This is a genomic window from Flavobacterium aeripolare, from assembly GCF_013294025.1.
In the GTDB taxonomy this organism is placed as follows: Bacteria; Bacteroidota; Bacteroidia; order Flavobacteriales; family Flavobacteriaceae; genus Flavobacterium.
Genome location: NZ_JABSNL010000014.1, coordinates 102,849 through 118,902 on the forward strand (window position 1 = coordinate 102,849; position 16,054 = coordinate 118,902).

15 protein-coding genes are annotated in these 16,054 nt (G+C 33.8%); 11 read left to right on the forward strand and 4 right to left on the reverse strand.

The features are described 5' to 3' along the window. Positions 1–236 precede the first annotated feature (236 nt). Entirely contained in the window at positions 237–1,574 is a 1,338-nt protein-coding gene (locus HNQ00_RS14945) for an FAD-dependent oxidoreductase (RefSeq protein WP_173839311.1), read from the forward strand. 79 nt (positions 1,575–1,653) lie between these two features. Here the strand turns inward: HNQ00_RS14945 and HNQ00_RS14950 are convergent, their stop codons facing one another. After that, positions 1,654–2,013, reverse strand: coding sequence for a cupin domain-containing protein (locus tag HNQ00_RS14950; protein WP_173839312.1), 360 nt, complete (start codon positions 2,011–2,013; stop codon positions 1,654–1,656). Between the two features lie 28 nt (positions 2,014–2,041). Further along, positions 2,042–3,586 (reverse strand): helicase HerA-like domain-containing protein, encoded by a 1,545-nt coding sequence (locus HNQ00_RS14955; protein WP_173839313.1) that lies wholly within the window; start codon positions 3,584–3,586, stop codon positions 2,042–2,044. Between the two features lie 373 nt (positions 3,587–3,959). On the opposite strand from HNQ00_RS14955, the gene HNQ00_RS14960 reads away from it, so the two are divergent. From HNQ00_RS14960 to HNQ00_RS14995, 8 genes are all read left to right on the forward strand, one after another. Continuing rightward, complete coding sequence (locus HNQ00_RS14960; RefSeq protein ID WP_173839314.1) at positions 3,960–4,778, forward strand: MotA/TolQ/ExbB proton channel family protein; 819 nt, start codon at positions 3,960–3,962, stop codon at positions 4,776–4,778. Positions 4,779–4,819: 41 nt separating this feature from the next. Next, positions 4,820–5,431, forward strand: a complete 612-nt coding sequence (locus HNQ00_RS14965) for an ExbD/TolR family protein (protein ID WP_173839315.1) — start codon at positions 4,820–4,822, stop codon at positions 5,429–5,431. Positions 5,432–5,451: 20 nt separating this feature from the next. Beyond that, positions 5,452–5,997 carry an ExbD/TolR family protein gene (locus HNQ00_RS14970; RefSeq protein WP_173839316.1) on the forward strand — a complete coding sequence of 182 codons (546 nt, stop codon included), beginning with the start codon at positions 5,452–5,454 and terminating at the stop codon, positions 5,995–5,997. Between the two features lie 40 nt (positions 5,998–6,037). Then, the gene (locus tag HNQ00_RS14975) at positions 6,038–6,838 is read left to right on the forward strand and encodes an energy transducer TonB (RefSeq protein WP_173839317.1); all 801 of its coding nucleotides are present in this window, start codon (positions 6,038–6,040) and stop codon (positions 6,836–6,838) included. 233 nt (positions 6,839–7,071) lie between these two features. Next, entirely contained in the window at positions 7,072–8,001 is a 930-nt protein-coding gene (locus HNQ00_RS14980) for a PstS family phosphate ABC transporter substrate-binding protein (protein ID WP_173839318.1), read from the forward strand. Positions 8,002–8,023: 22 nt separating this feature from the next. Next, on the forward strand, positions 8,024–9,694 hold the full coding sequence (locus tag HNQ00_RS14985) for a tetratricopeptide repeat protein (protein ID WP_173839319.1): 1,671 nt from the start codon (positions 8,024–8,026) through the stop codon (positions 9,692–9,694). Positions 9,695–9,819: 125 nt separating this feature from the next. Next, the gene (locus HNQ00_RS14990) at positions 9,820–10,452 is read left to right on the forward strand and encodes a 7-carboxy-7-deazaguanine synthase QueE (protein WP_173839320.1); all 633 of its coding nucleotides are present in this window, start codon (positions 9,820–9,822) and stop codon (positions 10,450–10,452) included. A gap of 62 nt (positions 10,453–10,514) precedes the next feature. Further along, on the forward strand, positions 10,515–10,916 hold the full coding sequence (locus tag HNQ00_RS14995; RefSeq protein WP_173839321.1) for a DUF2059 domain-containing protein: 402 nt from the start codon (positions 10,515–10,517) through the stop codon (positions 10,914–10,916). Between the two features lie 148 nt (positions 10,917–11,064). On the opposite strand, the gene HNQ00_RS15000 is transcribed toward HNQ00_RS14995, so the two are convergent. Further along, on the reverse strand, positions 11,065–11,772 hold the full coding sequence (locus HNQ00_RS15000; RefSeq protein ID WP_173839322.1) for a class I SAM-dependent methyltransferase: 708 nt from the start codon (positions 11,770–11,772) through the stop codon (positions 11,065–11,067). A gap of 84 nt (positions 11,773–11,856) precedes the next feature. Here HNQ00_RS15000 and HNQ00_RS15005 point away from each other — a divergent pair, with 84 nt between their 5' ends. After that, positions 11,857–12,351 (forward strand): YkgJ family cysteine cluster protein, encoded by a 495-nt coding sequence (locus tag HNQ00_RS15005; protein ID WP_173839323.1) that lies wholly within the window; start codon positions 11,857–11,859, stop codon positions 12,349–12,351. A 2-nt stretch (positions 12,352–12,353) separates the two neighbouring features. On the opposite strand, the gene HNQ00_RS15010 is transcribed toward HNQ00_RS15005, so the two are convergent. Next, complete coding sequence (locus HNQ00_RS15010; RefSeq protein WP_173839324.1) at positions 12,354–13,610, reverse strand: exo-beta-N-acetylmuramidase NamZ family protein; 1,257 nt, start codon at positions 13,608–13,610, stop codon at positions 12,354–12,356. A gap of 76 nt (positions 13,611–13,686) precedes the next feature. On the opposite strand from HNQ00_RS15010, the gene HNQ00_RS15015 reads away from it, so the two are divergent. Next, positions 13,687–14,922: an ABC transporter permease gene (locus HNQ00_RS15015; RefSeq protein ID WP_173839325.1), complete on the forward strand. Its 1,236-nt coding sequence runs from the start codon at positions 13,687–13,689 to the stop codon at positions 14,920–14,922. Positions 14,923–16,054: the final 1,132 nt, after the last annotated feature.

Below are 16,054 nucleotides of genomic sequence, written 5' to 3' on the forward strand. Positions count from 1 at the left end.
TTGGTTCTATAAAGATTCCTACTCGATTATTGCAGATCGCGTGAGGGGTTGTAGTGTAAATCCTTTTTTGAGGAACGATAAAAAGATTGTAACGGAAGACCCGACCGAAGCCTTTTAAGCGGAGGGCACGCCCAAACTCTCATTTATATGCTGCTTCTTGAAAATATTCCTTATTTATAATGGCTTCTTTGTAATATATACTTATTTTTACGGACTTATAATTAGATTTATTTTTGATGCAAACTCCACTTAAAATTGCTGTTGTAGGTTCGGGATTAGTTGGCTCACTGCTGGCAATTTACCTTAGAAAGGCAGGCCACACGGTTCATATTTATGATCGTAGTCCTGATATTCGTAAAATCGTATTCTCTGGCCGTTCCATAAACTTGGCTATGTCTAACCGAGGCTGGAAGGCCCTTGATAAAGTAGGTGTGGGTGATGCTGTTAGAGAAATCGCGATTCCTATGGATAAACGTGCGATACACTTAGTCGATAAGCTTAACTTTCAAACCTACGGACAAGAAGGGGAAGCAATTTATTCTATTTCAAGAGGAATTTTGAATAGAAAGATGATTGATCTAGCTGAAGCTGCAGGAGCCGAATTCTTTTTTGATGAAAAGATTTGGGATGTAACTTTAAAAGAGGCGACTTTACACACTGGGGAAACCGAAAGAGGGGTTTGGGAAGAGAAGCATTACGATATGGTTTTTGGTGCAGATGGTGCTTTTTCTCGAATAAGACACCGCATGCAAAGACAAAGTATGTTTAATTATTCTCAGGAATTTTTGAATATAGGATATAAGGAGCTTAATATTCCAGCTAATGCTGATGGAACGCATAAATTAGATAAAAACTCTTTTCATATTTGGCCACGAGGCGAATACATGTTAATTGCACTCCCTAATCTTGATGGAAGTTTTACTTGTACGTTGTTTATGCCATTTGAGGGTGAAAATTCTTTTGACTCTTTGAAAGATGTAAGTGATGTGACTGCTTTTTTTGAAAAAAACTTCCCTGATTCAATTGATGTAATTCCTATGTTAGCAGAAGATTTTTTTAAGAATCCTACGAGTACACTTGTTACTATGAAATGTTTTCCATGGACTTATGATGATAAAGTTGCTTTAATAGGGGATGCTTGTCACGCAATTGTACCTTTCTATGGACAAGGAATGAATGCTGGTTTTGAAGATATTTCTGTGCTTTATGAGATGATCGAAAAATATGGTGATGACTGGAAAAAGATTTTCTCAGAGTATCAAGATTCTCGCAAACCTAATGCAGATGCTATTGCTGAGTTGTCCTATCGAAATTTTATGGAGATGAGTAGTAAGACAGCTGACGATAAATTCTTGCTACAAAAGAAAATTGAGAAATTATTTTCTGAGAGGCATCCTGAAAAATGGATACCGCTGTATAGTAGAGTAACTTTTAGTGATCGTCCTTATTCTGAAGCACTTGCAATAGGCGACTTGCAAAACGAAATAATGCAGAAGGTGCTTAAAACTGAAAATATTGAAAACATTTGGGACAGTAAAGAAGTCGAAGACAAAATTATCGAACTCTTAGGGTAGCTTTGTCTTACTATAATTAAAATAAAAAAAACCAACATGCTATTTAAGTATGTTGGTTTTTTTATTTTCGAACAAAATATTACTCACGATTTACCTTTGTGAAATCAAAAGCAGGGGTGCAAATGGCAATATATTCGCAACTCTCTTCAAACGGATTTGAATATTGAACTCGAGTATTTTTCTCAATTTTGATTGATTGACCAGCTTTTAAAATAATGGTTTCACCTTCGATTATAAATTGTTTCTTTCCTTTGATGATATAGGTGTATTCATCAAATTCAGGAGTTTGATATGGTTCAGACCAGTTAGGAGGTGCAACCATGTGAGCGATTGATATTTCAGGATTGTTAGTCGAAGCTAAGCCGTGATGTTCTTCAATCAGTTTTCCATCAGTGGTAGGAACAACAAACGGATTGTTTTGAATTAAATATTTTTTCATGTCGCGTCTTTAAATAGTAATTCTAGCGTTATTTCTTAAAAATCTTAGTAAGTACACCAAAAACGCCTCGTATAAATGTAGCACTCGTAAGTACTTTTATAACAGATTTACTAACATCGCTTGAAGCGGTGGTCGTTCTAGAAGTTGTTTTTCGAGTGGTTTTACTAGCTTCTTTTTCATCTGCGGCTTTTTGCTCAGCGATTGCTTCCTCTTTTTCAATAACGGCAATCTTTTTATTAAGCATTTCGTAAGCGCTTTCGCGATCGATTAGTTCGCTGTATTTTTTTACTAATCTTGACTTATTATTAATGTCGTGAATTTCGCTATCAGATAATATGTCCATTCTACTCATAGGCGCTCGCAGCATTGTGGCGACTAATGGCGTTGGGATTCCCTTTTCGTTTAAGGCGGTCACTAGTGCTTCTCCTATACCTAAGCTAGTAAGTACTTCGCTTGTATTATAATAATCAGAAGTAGGGTAGTTGTCAGCAGTTTGTTTAATAGACTTTCTATCATTGGCCGTAAAAGCTCTTAAAGCATGCTGAATTTTTAAACCTAGCTGTGCGAGTACTCCACTAGGAACGTCCATAGGGTTTTGTGTTACAAAATAGATACCAATTCCCTTAGATCTAATTAACTTAACTATAGATTCAATTTGTTCTAATAATGCCTTACTCGCTTCGTTAAAGATCAAGTGGGCTTCATCTATGAAAATTACTAATTCTGGTTTTTCAGAATCACCTTTTTCGGGCATTTGCTGGTAAATCTCTGCAAGGAGACTTAACATAAATGTAGAAAAAAGCTTCGGTTTATCCTGAATGTCTGTTAACCTCATAATGTTGATATACCCCTTTCCATTCTCATCTATTCGCATCAGATCATCGATGTCAAAAGACATTTCTCCAAAAAAGAGATCACCACCTTGTTGTTCAAGTTCGATAATCTTACGCAATATTGTTCCAGTGGTCGATGTTGAAATTTTACCATAATGTTTGGTAATTTCTTCTTTACCTTCTTCGGTAATATAATTGATGACCTTTTTAATATCTTTTAAATCTAGTAAGGGCATTTTGTTATCGTCACAATATTTAAAAATAATGGATATTACTCCTGATTGTGTATCGTTTAAGTCTAAGATTCTAGAAAAAAGCACGGGGCCAAACTCAGAGACAGTTGCGCGAAGGCGTACACCATTTTGCTCGCTTATTGTCAAAAGTTCTACCGGGAATTTACTCGTTTTATAGGGCAATCCTATTTTAGCATGGCGTTCTGTAATAAAAGCTTTTTCCTCGCCTTCGGCAGCGATACCACTAAAGTCACCTTTGATGTCCATCATTAAAACGGGGATACCAAAAGAAGAGAGCTGTTCAGAGAAAACTTGAATCGTTTTAGTTTTACCAGTTCCAGTTGCTCCTGCAATTAAGCCGTGACGGTTTAAAGTCTTCAAGGGAATCTTCACAAAAGTGTCTGAAATTGCTTCTCCATTTAAGATAGGTCCACCTAGTATAAGGCTTTCTCCTTTAGATGAATAGCCTTTATTTATTAGTTCTATAAAATCTTCTTTACTTTGCATAATAAGGGTTGTGTTGTTCAAGTTGCAATATATTATTATTTTTCTAATTGAGATTATTTTAATGTTAAGTGTAAATTAAATCGCTATTTGCTGACAATAATTCAAAATTTTAAAATTAACTTTTATTGAGGAATCTTTAGTTATTCTGTCAATTTATTCCTAAATTATTGCTTTATTTTTTTAAAAAACCCTCTTTTAGCTACTGATATTACTGATAATTCAATTATTAATTTCTGATATTTAATTTTTAACTAAAATTAATTCGAATAAAATTAAAAAAAGTTTTTTTATTTCAACTAAACATATAAATTTGCGGGACTACAAGTTTATTATAACTAAAATAAATTATTTAAAACTATTAAAATTTAAGAAAATGGCAAACGTTAAAAAGGAAAGCACTTCAAACGGTGGAGGAATGGTTTCAGGAATGATTATTGTTGCGTGTATTATTGTTGGTGTATTGATTTGGAAATTCATCATGGGTAATCCATCGAATTTTGAAGGAGGAAATGTTGAGACAGGACACCCATTAAACACTTTAGGTCAAGTTTACCATGGTGGAGCGATTGTACCAATATTATTAGGAATGTTATTAATGGTATTAGTTTTCTCTATCGAAAGATATGCAGTTATTTCTAAAGCTGCAGGAAAAGGAAAATTAGATACTTTTATGACAAAAGTACAAGCAGATATTAAAGGTGGAAACATTGAAGAAGCTATCGCTGCTTGTGACAAACAACAAGGTTCAGTTGCAAATGCAATTAAATCAGCGTTAATTAAATATCAAGACGTTAAGAAAGAAGGATTCAACAGTGAAGAAGCTTCTGAAACAATACACAAAGAGATCGAAGAAGCTACTTCTTTAGAGATGCCAATGTTACAAAAGAACATGACTATTATCTCTTCTCTAGTATCATTAGGGACACTTATTGGTTTATTAGGAACGGTATCAGGTATGATTAAAGCGTTTGGTGCTTTGGCTTCTGCTGGAACTCCTGACCAAGCTGCGCTTGCAAGTGGTATTTCTGAGGCACTTATTAATACTGCAACTGGTATTGGTACTTCTGCTGTAGCGATTATCTCTTACAACTTCTTTACATCTAAAATTGATGATTTAACTTACTCAATTGATGAGGCTGCTGTATCTATTGTAAATACTTACAGAAGATTCAGAGGAAGTTTGAAGCAATAATTATATTGATATTTATTTATATCAATTAAAAAACAAAAAGAATGGCTAAAATAAAAATAAAAAAAAATCCGGGGTCTACGGATATGACAGCGATGTGTGATGTCGCTTTCCTTTTGCTTACCTTCTTTGTAATGACTTCTACAGCTAAATTGCCTGAAGCATTGCCTGTTGATACTCCTGCTTCTACTGTTAAAATTAAATTACCAGAAACTGATTTCGCTACAATGACTGTAGGTAAAGGAATGGTTTTCTTTGACTTAAAAGGTAGAGAAGTTCGTAAAAAAGCTCTTGAGCTTATGGGTGAAAAGTATGGTGTTGAATTTACAGATGATGAAAAAACTAAATTTTCTCTAATGGATGGTTTTGGTGTTCCAATTGCTAACCTAAAGGAAATTATCGCGATGAAATCTTCTGATAGAAACAAAGCTGGTCAAACTGGAATTCCAATGGATTCAACTGACAATCAATTAAAGGAATGGATTTACAATTCTAGAATTGCGAATATTGAAGTTAATGACAAGGAATTGCAAATCGCTATTAAGGGAGATGCAAAAGAGGAGTATGACGAAATTCGTAAAGTGATGGATATCTGTCAAGAGCAAAAAATCAATAGCTTTAGCTTGATTACTGGCTTGAGAGGAGATGAATTTTAATTAAAAAAAAAGACACTAAAATGGCTGAATTAAATACCGGCGACGGTGGAGGCGGAAAAGGTGGAAAAGTAAGGAGTAAAAAACAAAACTCAAAGGTAGATTTAACTGCCATGGTAGATTTGGCCTTCTTATTAATTACATTCTTTATGCTTACCACTACGTTGTCTAAGCCTCAAGCGATGAGTTTGGGTTTGCCAGATAAAGATCCTAAGGAAGATAGTAAAGACATGAAAGTTGATGAGAATCGTACAATGACTTTAATGTTAGGAAAAGATAATAAGCTTGTATATTATATGGGATTATTAGAAACTCCAATCGCTGGTCCTAAAGATATGGAGTATGGTAGAGATGGTATTCGTAAAGAGATACTTAAAAGAAAAGAGTCAGTATTAAGTTATACTGGTGATAAAGAAAAAGGTATGATAGTAATTATCAAACCAAGTAAAAAATCAAGTTATAAAAACATGATTGATATTCTTGATGAGATGGTTATTTCTGATGTACCTACCTATACAATCGTTAACGATTTTACGCCTGAGGAACAAAAATTGTTAGAGGGAAAATAAGAGTAATCTTGTTTTCTTAATAACCTAATAATTAAGAAAAATGAAATTAGATATATTAAAAAACCAATGGCTTGATATAGTTTTTGAGGGGCGTAATAAAAGTTACGGTGCTTATGAACTTAGAAAGACTAACAGAGGTACGACTATCAAGGCGCTTGTGTTGGGAGCTATAATTTTTTCTGTAGCATTAGCTGCACCGCTTATCGCAGATCTTTTACCTGAGTCTAAAACGGATGATGTAGTAAAAGATGTTAAAATTACTGCTATCAAATTGCCGCCTAAGAAAGTTGAGCCGCCAAAGTTAAACACGCCACCACCGCCACCACCGCCACCAAAAGTGGATCAGGTGAAGTTTGTTAAGCCTGTTGTAGCTAAAGCTGCGGAGGTTACTGAAGAGCCACCAAAGATTGTAGAGATCAAAGAGAAAAAAATTGGTGCTGAAACAATTAAAGGGGATCCAGATGCAATTTTAACTGTAGCTCCAGTAGGAAAAGGTCCAGCTCAAGTTGTTGAAGCAGATGATAACCAAATCTACAATACTGCAGGTATTGAGGTTAAACCAGAATTCCCTGGTGGTATGGCTAAATTCTACAAATTTGTAGGAGATAATTACCGCGCACCAGAGGAGGAAGGATTAAAAGGAAAAGTTTATGTAACTTTTGTAGTTGAAAAAGATGGTTCATTAACAGATATCAAGGTATTAAGAGATATAGGTTATGGAACAGGAAAAGAAGCGATTAGAGTTCTAAACAAATGTCCAAGATGGAATCCTGGAGTACAAAATGGAAAGCCGGTAAGGGTTTTATATTCATTACCAATTACTATTCAAACTGCAGATTAATGTTGGATAATATCATAAAAAATATTCAGAAGAAATCGCCTAAAGAGCGATTTCTTCTCGTTATAGGGATTTTGTTTTTTGTCTTTTATTTTATTTTAGGATTATTTATTATCTTTATGAAGAAATTTCCTTTAGATATGCCTAGAATGTATAGGGTCGCTTTTGGAGTTTTATTAATCGTATATTCTTTTATTAGATTTGTACGAATTATTTATGCAAATAAAGATTAATAGATGAAAAATCGCTTTAAAATACCTGCTTTAATAGTAGTCGCTACAGTTGTCACTCTTTCCTTTAATTCATGTAAAGATGACAAAGTAAACAAAGAGACGATACTCAAAGGGACAGCAACGATATTAGTAGATGAATCTTTCAAACCAGTTATAGAGGATGAGATAACCATTTTTGAAAGTAAGTATGATGCTAAGATAAATATGATGGCAAAATCTGAAGGGGAGGTTATTCAAAGCTTTTTGAATGATACTTCAGCGATTGCTATCTTGTCACGTACGCTCACTGAAAACGAAATAAATAATTTTAAGGCAAGAAAAATACTTCCTAAGATTACAAAGATTGGAAAAGATGCAATTGCTTTAATTGCTAACAAATCATCTAATGATACTTTAGTAGCGCTACAAGATGTTATTTCATTTATGAACGGTAAGAAAGTGGAAAATATTAAAGGGTTAGTATTTGATAATCCTAATTCAAGCTCAGTTAGAATGATAAATGAACTGTCTGGTTTAAAGGAGTTACCGCAAGAAAATGTGTTCTCTTTTAAAACTACAGAAGAAGTCGTTAAGTTTGTAGCTGAAAATGATGGAATGATTGGTGTTATAGGTATCAACTGGTTGTATCAGCCAACTGCTGCTGGTAAACAATTTGTTGAAAAAATAAAAGCAATTAGCGTAAAAGGATTGAAAGGAGATGCTTATATTGCACCTACACAAAATAATATCGCCGAAGAAACTTACCCTTTGGCACGTGATTTGTATATTATCAACTGTCAAGGTTTCACAGGACTTGGAATGGGCTTTGCATCATTCGTAGCTGGTGACATAGGACAAAGGATAATTTTGAAGTCAGGTTTGTACCCAGAACGTACACCAGGACGCAAACTTATATTTAAGAACAAATCCCAAAATGATAAAGAAAATGAATAACAGTAAATCAAATAAAGTTAAAATGAACAAATTTAAAATTCTAGGAGTTGCTTTCTTAGCCGGAATGACGGCTAGTTATGCTCAAACTATTGACCAAGCTAAAAAAGAAATCGACGCCGAAAAATACCAAGATGCTAAGGTAACTTTGAAGTCAATTGTAAAATCAGATCCTTCTGAAGGAAAAGCTTTTTTCTTATTAGGAAATGTTTATTTATATCAAAATGTAAGTGACTCTGCAAAGATGAGCTACCAGTCAGGATTGACTGCTAAAAATGATGCGCATTTCAATAATATCGGTTTAGGTCAAATCGACTTAAATTCTGGAAATGTAGCGGCTGCTAAAACTAATTTTAGCGCTGCAATTAAAGAAATGAGAAGAAAAGATTTTGAAGAATATCAATATGTAGCTAGAGCTTATATGAATTCTACAAATCCTGATTTTAAAAGTGCATTAGCTACTTTAGAATTAGCGAAAGAGAAAAACGGTCAGGAGCCTCAAATTCTTTTAGCTTTTGGAGATGCTTACTATGGTGATAAAAACCAAAACCAAGCATACTCTAATTATAGAAATGCTTTTCAAGCAGATAATAGTCTTATTAGAGCAAAAGTTCAATTAGGAGTATTGTTGAAAGGTGCAAAAGCGTATACTGAAGCGGTAGCTGCATACAACGAGGTATTGGCAACAAATCCTAATTATGGTCCACTTTACCGTGAGCTAGCTGAAACATATTACTTATGGGGATTAAATGTTCCTGGTAGACAAGATGAATATTTGAAAAAAGCGCTTGGATACTATGAGAAATACATGACTTTAACAGATTATTCATTGGCTTCTCGTATGCGTCATGCTGATTTCTTGATTCTTGCTAAAGATTACAAAGCTTTAGAAGTTGAGGCTAATAAAATGAAAGAGTTAGATAAAGTTAATCCACGTATCTTACGTTACCTAGGGTATGCTGCATACCAAAATGGTAATGTTGATGTAGCAATTAAATCTTTACAAGATTATACTGCTAATCCGGATAACAAGATTATCAATTTAGATTATATGTATTTAGGTTTAGCTAAAATCAAAAAAGGTACTAACGCTGATGGAAGTGCTATTGATCCAACTGCATTTCAATCAGGTGTTGCTGACATTAAAAAAGCTGCTGATATTGAAATCTCAGTAACAAACGAATTAGGAGAAATAGGTAAGGATCTTTACGAAAAGAAACTTTATAAAGAAGCAGCTGCAATCTTAGAGATCGCTACTTCTAATCCTAAAACAACTACTTTCTTGTATGATAATTATTATTTAGGTAATGCAATTTATTTTGATAACGCTGGTGCAGATGCTGTTAAAGATACAGTAGCATTGAAAAAAGCTGATATTGCTTATGGAAATGTAATTACAGCTTCTCCAGATACGCAAGATGTGTACTTGTCTCGTGCAAGAACAAATAGTTTATTAGGTGATGATAAAGCAATGATCATGTACTACCAACAGTATATTGATATTGTAACTAAAAAAGGTCCAGAAGAATTAGCTAAGCCAGCGGTAAAAGCTAAATTGATCGAATGTTACAATACAATGGCTGCAGGATACGCTAACTTTGATAAACCTAAAGCTAAAGAGTTTTTCCAAAAAACATTAGCGCTTGACCCAACAAACGGTTACGCTACACAATCTTTAGGGATTTTGAACAAATAAAAAATAGTAAATTACTTAAAACCCGATAGCGCTGCTATCGGGTTTTTTGTTTTAACAGTAAGTCTGTTCGGGATTTTTATTCTCTCGATTTTTATTTAGTTATCTTTGCACTTTAAATTGAAAAAATGTTATCAAAAGAAATACAGTTAGAAGTTAATAAAGGGGCAATGTTGCCATTAATGGAAGAATTCTATACCATTCAAGGTGAGGGCTATCATACAGGTACGGCCGCTTACTTTATTAGAATAGGGGGATGCGATGTTGGATGCCATTGGTGTGATGTAAAGGAGAGCTGGAATGCAGAATTACACCCGCCTACAGCATTAGATTTGATAGTTGCTAATGCGAGTAAGTATGCAGAAACGGTTGTTGTAACAGGCGGAGAGCCTTTGATGTGGGACATGACGTTGCTTACCAAAAAATTAAAAGAGAATAATAGAAAGGTTCATATTGAAACTTCTGGAGCATATGCCTTATCAGGAACATGGGACTGGATTTGCCTTTCACCTAAAAAAAATAAACTACCCACAGAGACCGTTTATGCGAGTGCGCACGAACTAAAAGTTATTATTCATAATAAACATGATTTTATTTTTGCTGAGGAGCAAGCTGCTTTAGTAAATTCTAATGCGATATTGTTTCTTCAACCTGAATGGAGTAAAAAAGAAGAGATGACTCCTTTAATTGTGGACTATGTTATGAATAATCCCAAGTGGAGAGTATCTCTACAAACGCATAAATATTTGAATATTCCATAGGTAAAAACTTATAATTATATTGTATATTCGCTTAACTAAATCAAACTATAAATAAACTTATTATGAAAAAAGTATTTTTAATGACCTTTGTGGTTTTTGCAATTAATCTTGGTTTCGCACAATCTGCACCAACAAAAGCTCAGGTTATGAAATTGATTACCTTAAGTGGTAGTGATTTATCTATTAAAGTGGCTCAAGAACAAGTTCTTCAAATGATCCCTACTGCAAAGCAAGCAGATTTTATCAAAGAATTTGATGCTACGTTGCCAGCATTATATGATTCTATGGCTGATGTATACATTAACATGTACACTGAGAAAGATATCAATGATATGATAGCGTTTTATGAAAGTCCTGTAGGAAAAAAAATGAGCGGTAACATGGGAGTATTTACACAAAAAATAATGTCAGTTTCTCAAACTTGGGGAGCTGGATTGCAGACATTAATGTCTAAATATATGTAAAATTAATAGTTACAATATAACTAAAAAAGCCAAGTAGATATTTTCTACTTGGCTTTTTCAATTTACTTACATGTAAACTATTCGGTGCTATTTATAGCTTAGTTTTGATTGATGTCTATTTCATTGATTTGTACATTATAGATAAAACTTAAATAGACAGCTTAGCTAAGTAATCATAATTTTCTCCTTCCGTTACTAGTTCGGATTTTAATCCATTGTCAAAAGCTGCATTTTGTAGTGTATTGTAGTCCAGATAAAGCCAGTCTAACGATTCTTCCGTTTCGCCTTTATATGAGATTTTAAAGCTAAGTTCACCATAGTATTCATTTTTAGAAGGTATCCATTTACCACCGTCTTCATCTTCATCAAACATATATATTAGGTCAGAGCTATCGATAAGGATTTGTCCGTCGGGGTTTAGAAGTGATTTTAATTGCTGTAAGAATTGAGGTAGTTTCTTTAACTGTCCGCATATTCCAGTGCCATTCATCAGTAATAAGATAGTGTCAAATTTCTCATCTTTAATAGTCATGAAATCTTGTACTCGGGCTTTTTGGATGCCTCTTAAGGTGCATGCGGTAATAGCATTTGTCGAAATATCAACTGCGGTAACATCAAGTTTTGCTTCATTTTGTAAGTACAGGCTATGACTTCCTGCTCCACAACCTATATCGAGAACTTTTCCTCGTGCGAGACTAAGTGCTCTTTGCTCTATTTGTGGCATGTCGCTGTACTTTCGAAAAAGATAACTAACATCCATCTCGTCCTCTTCAGATATAGTTGTTTCTGTTAGTAGGTTTTCTGGTTGATTATTGGTTTGGTAATCGAGAATGGCTTTGCCAAAAAGGTCTTTCATAATTAGAGTGTCAAATTCAAAATAGATTATTCGTAGAACATAGTTTTAAATTAAGTAATTTTGCTCAAAACAAAAACACAACATTTGAAACCTTCATTGAACGAACTCGGAAAACTAGCCAAAGATACACATATCGAAAACAAAAAGTATTTTGACAAGCTTAAAAAGAAAACTCCTAAGAATTTAGATTACGTTATGCAAGATATTCATGACGCCGAGTTTAAAAAAACTGATTGTTTAAAGTGTGCCAATTGCTGCAAAACAACAGGTCCACTATTTACACTTGCAGATATTGAGCGTATATCTAAATATTTGCGTCAAAAACCACAGCAGTTTATTGAACAGCATTTACGCATTGATGAGGATAAGGATTATGTGTTGCAATCTGTACCTTGTACTTTTCTAGATCATGAAAATGAATGCATGATTTATGATGTTAGGCCTAAGGCTTGTCGCGAATTTCCACACACAGATAGAAAAAAGTTTCAGCAAATCACAGATCTTACCTTAATAAATGTTGCTATTTGTCCTGCTGCATTCAATATTGTTGAAGAGATGAAGAAAAAATTACCGTTATAGTATTACTTGTATAGTAGGTATTTTGCTCTCTTGATTTTAAAGTTTGTTAGTCCTTCTTGCCAGCTCAATCTTATTGATTCTTCTGAGGTATTGCTTTCAATTTGTTGTTGTAACTTTCTAGTTCCAGCTAATTTTGTGAAAAAGGAATTAAAGAATTTTGATTTATCTGAGGTTGTCCCGTATGCCTTGATAATCCATTTTAATTCAATACGATTTACTTTGGCTACAGCCGATAAATCCTCACCGTAACATCTAATGCCGTTGTAAGTGGGATTTGTAGCGCCTAAGTTAGGTTCAGGTTTAAACTCAAAATTTGATTTGGGTAGATATGGAGAGCCATAAATTTGGAACTGTTTTTCTGTACCTCTGCCTACACTTACATTTGTTCCTTCAAATAAGCACAAACTTGCGTATAAATTAATTGATTGGTCGTTAGGTAGGTTGGGCGATGGTTTAACAGGTAAACTGTATGGCAGGTCTCTGCTGTAATTGGCACACTTGATGACGGTTAGTTTGCACTGTATCGCATTTTTTAACCATTTTTCACCGTTGATCATTTGTGCATACTCACCTATTGTCATACCATGCAGTAGTGGTATAGGATGCATTCCTACAAAACTGGTGTAGGTTTTTTCTAAAATGGGTCCGTCAATAATACCGCCATTTGGATTTGGTCGATCTAGTACAATAAGTTGGATGTTTTTTTCAGCACATGCTTCCATAATGTAATGTAGTGACGAAATATAAGTGTAGAATCTTGCGCCCACATCTTGCAAATCAAAAACCATCATGTCGATTCCTTCTAATTGCTCTGACTTTGGTTTTTTATTGTTTCCGTATAATGATATAATTGATAATCCTGTTTTAGCATCCTTTCCATCTATAATGTGTTCACCTGCATCTGCTGTTCCTCTAAAACCATGCTCAGGTGCAAAAATCAGTTTCAGTTTTATTTCTTTCGAAAGTAAAAAATCTACTATGTGTGTTTTATTGGATAAAATGCCTGATTGATTGGTTACGATACCCACATTTTTATTTTCAAGTAAAGGTAGATAATCATTGTAATTATCAGCCCCAGTTGCTATGCTTGCGATCTTGTTTTTGTGAACTGCTGTAGTGTCAGTAAAATCATTATTTGTTATTGAGAGGGTTGAATCAATAGATTTTGAAATTTTGGTAGGTTTGCTAAAACTAGAGCAGGCAATAACAACTGCAAGTGGAGTAATCGCTAAGGCTATTTTTTTTAGTAGTAAATTCATTTTAGGTAGTGTAGAATAAGTTAGTGTAATTCGTGTTTTAGCTGTATTTTTGAACCAAATTAGAAACGCAATTAAATTGAATTTAGAATATTTTATCGCAAAAAGACTAGTAACAGCAAAAGATTATAAAAGTAGTATATCTGCTCCAATTATAAAAATTGCTATTGCTGCAATCGCTATAGGAATGATCATGATGATTATCTCTGTAGCAACGGGTATTGGTTTGCAACAGAAGATTCGCGAAAAAATTGCTGCTTTTAATGGACACATTATAATTTCCAACTTCGATAATAATCAGTCTGAAGCCACATTAACACCAATTTCTACCAACCAATCCTTTTATCCAGTTTTTAAAAGTGTTTCTGGGGTTGATCATATTCAAGCTATCGCAAGTAAAGCGGGTATTATTAGAACTGAAACAGCTTTTGAAGGAATTATTTTTAAAGGAGTAGGTGCTGATTATAGGTGGGACAATATTAAAGAATATCTAGTAGCTGGTAGGTTACCTGATTATGGCCAGAATCTAAATGAGGAAGTAGTGATTTCTCAGTTTTTAGCAAATCGCTTAAAATTAAAAGTTGGAGATGCTTTTAATACCTTCTTTATGAAAGAGGGTGAGAATAAATTGCCTAATATTCGTAGGTTTAAAATAACTGGGATTTTTAATTCTGGTTTTCAAGAATTTGATGCGACATACATAGTAGGTGATATACGTCATATCCAGCGTATAAATAAGTGGAAGCCAGATCAAGTTGGGGCATTTGAGGTTTTTGTAAAAGATTTTGATAAAATAAAAGAAGTCGGTGAACAAGTATATGAGCAAACAGGTTCTACCTTAGATACTAAAACCATTATAGAAAAGTATAGTTATATCTTTGAATGGTTGCAGTTGTTCGATTTTAATATAATTGTGATTTTAGTAGTGATGATTGTCGTTGCTACAATTAATATGGTTGTAGCGTTATTAGTGCTCATTCTAGAAAGAACGCAAATGATTGGGATATTAAAAGCGCTAGGTGCTAGTAACTGGACTGTTAGAAAAGTGTTTTTGTACAATGCATCGTATTTGATTTTCCGTGGATTATTTTGGGGTAATTTAATTGGATTGACTATTTTGCTAATCCAACAGTATTTTGGAGTAATCAAGCTCAATCCAGAAAGTTATTATGTAGATCAAGCACCTGTTTATATAAACTTTGGTTATATTCTTATATTAAATTTGCTTACAATTGTGATTTGTTTTTTAGTGTTGCTAATTCCTTCTTACATTATCACTAAAATATCTCCTGTTAAAGCAATACGCTACGATTAATGTTTTTAATAATTGATTTTTAGGAGCTATTTCCTGCTATCCGCTACAATCTCCTGAATTCTCTCGATTATCATCTCCTGAATTCAGGAGGATTTCCACTTCTATCAGGGCTAGGTTAAGTGCTATTGATAGTATTTCTATTTCAAAATTTATCTTCACTCCTATATATAGTGTAAATATATGTTCTGAATCATTTTTTTAGAGATCTGCCTTCTAAAGGGATTGAGCTATTTAGTTTTAAATTTTGGAAATATGTGGTATCACTAAAATAGTTAATTAGATCTCTAGTTAATTATGTCTTGTGAGAATCATAAAGTGTTACCTACTATAAAAATCCCGCTATAAATCCGTCAAGCCTCCCTTTCTTTAATAGGCGTTCGGGTAGCGTATTGTAGCTATGTCTATCTTTTAGATTCAGTATACATATTTATAACAGTAAGATAATTCGAGGGTTCTGTTATATAAGATGTTTAGTAAAGTGTTTCATGATATAGAGCCACAATACAAACCGAGATACAAAAACACAATATAAATCCGTCAAGTCTCCCTCTCCTTTGAAGAGGGCCGGGGAGAGGGTAATACGTTACTATTTATATATTTGATGTGATAGAAAACACAATAGACATTCTACAATATAAATCCGTCAAGTCTCCCTCTCCTTTGGAGAGGGTCGGGGAGAGGATATTTCGAGCTGCTCAGAGCCAATTGAAAATTGAAAAAGGCCACTGCGTACTAGATATTACTTACAAACCAGAAAATGCCGCAAATTATTTCCTTGTGTAAAAGCTACATTTTTAGTGTATTAAAGATTAAGTTAAAAATAAAACAAATAAAAGCGGTTTTGGGGTATTGTTTATTGGTTTAAACTACCTACTTTTGCACCCGCAACAGCGCATAAGTTCTTTACATGATGGCAAGCAAACCGAAAAGAGTTGAAAATTTATTTTCAAATTATTTTCAAAAAAAGCTTGTGGTAATTAAAAGAGTTTATTACTTTTGCACCCGCTTCTAGAAACATGTTTAACATGCTAACGAGACGAGAAATAAGATAAGAACACGTTCCTAGACATATTGAATTGACAGCCGTTTTAACAGAGATGTTAGAACAAAAGAATAAGAGTAATAGAATCGC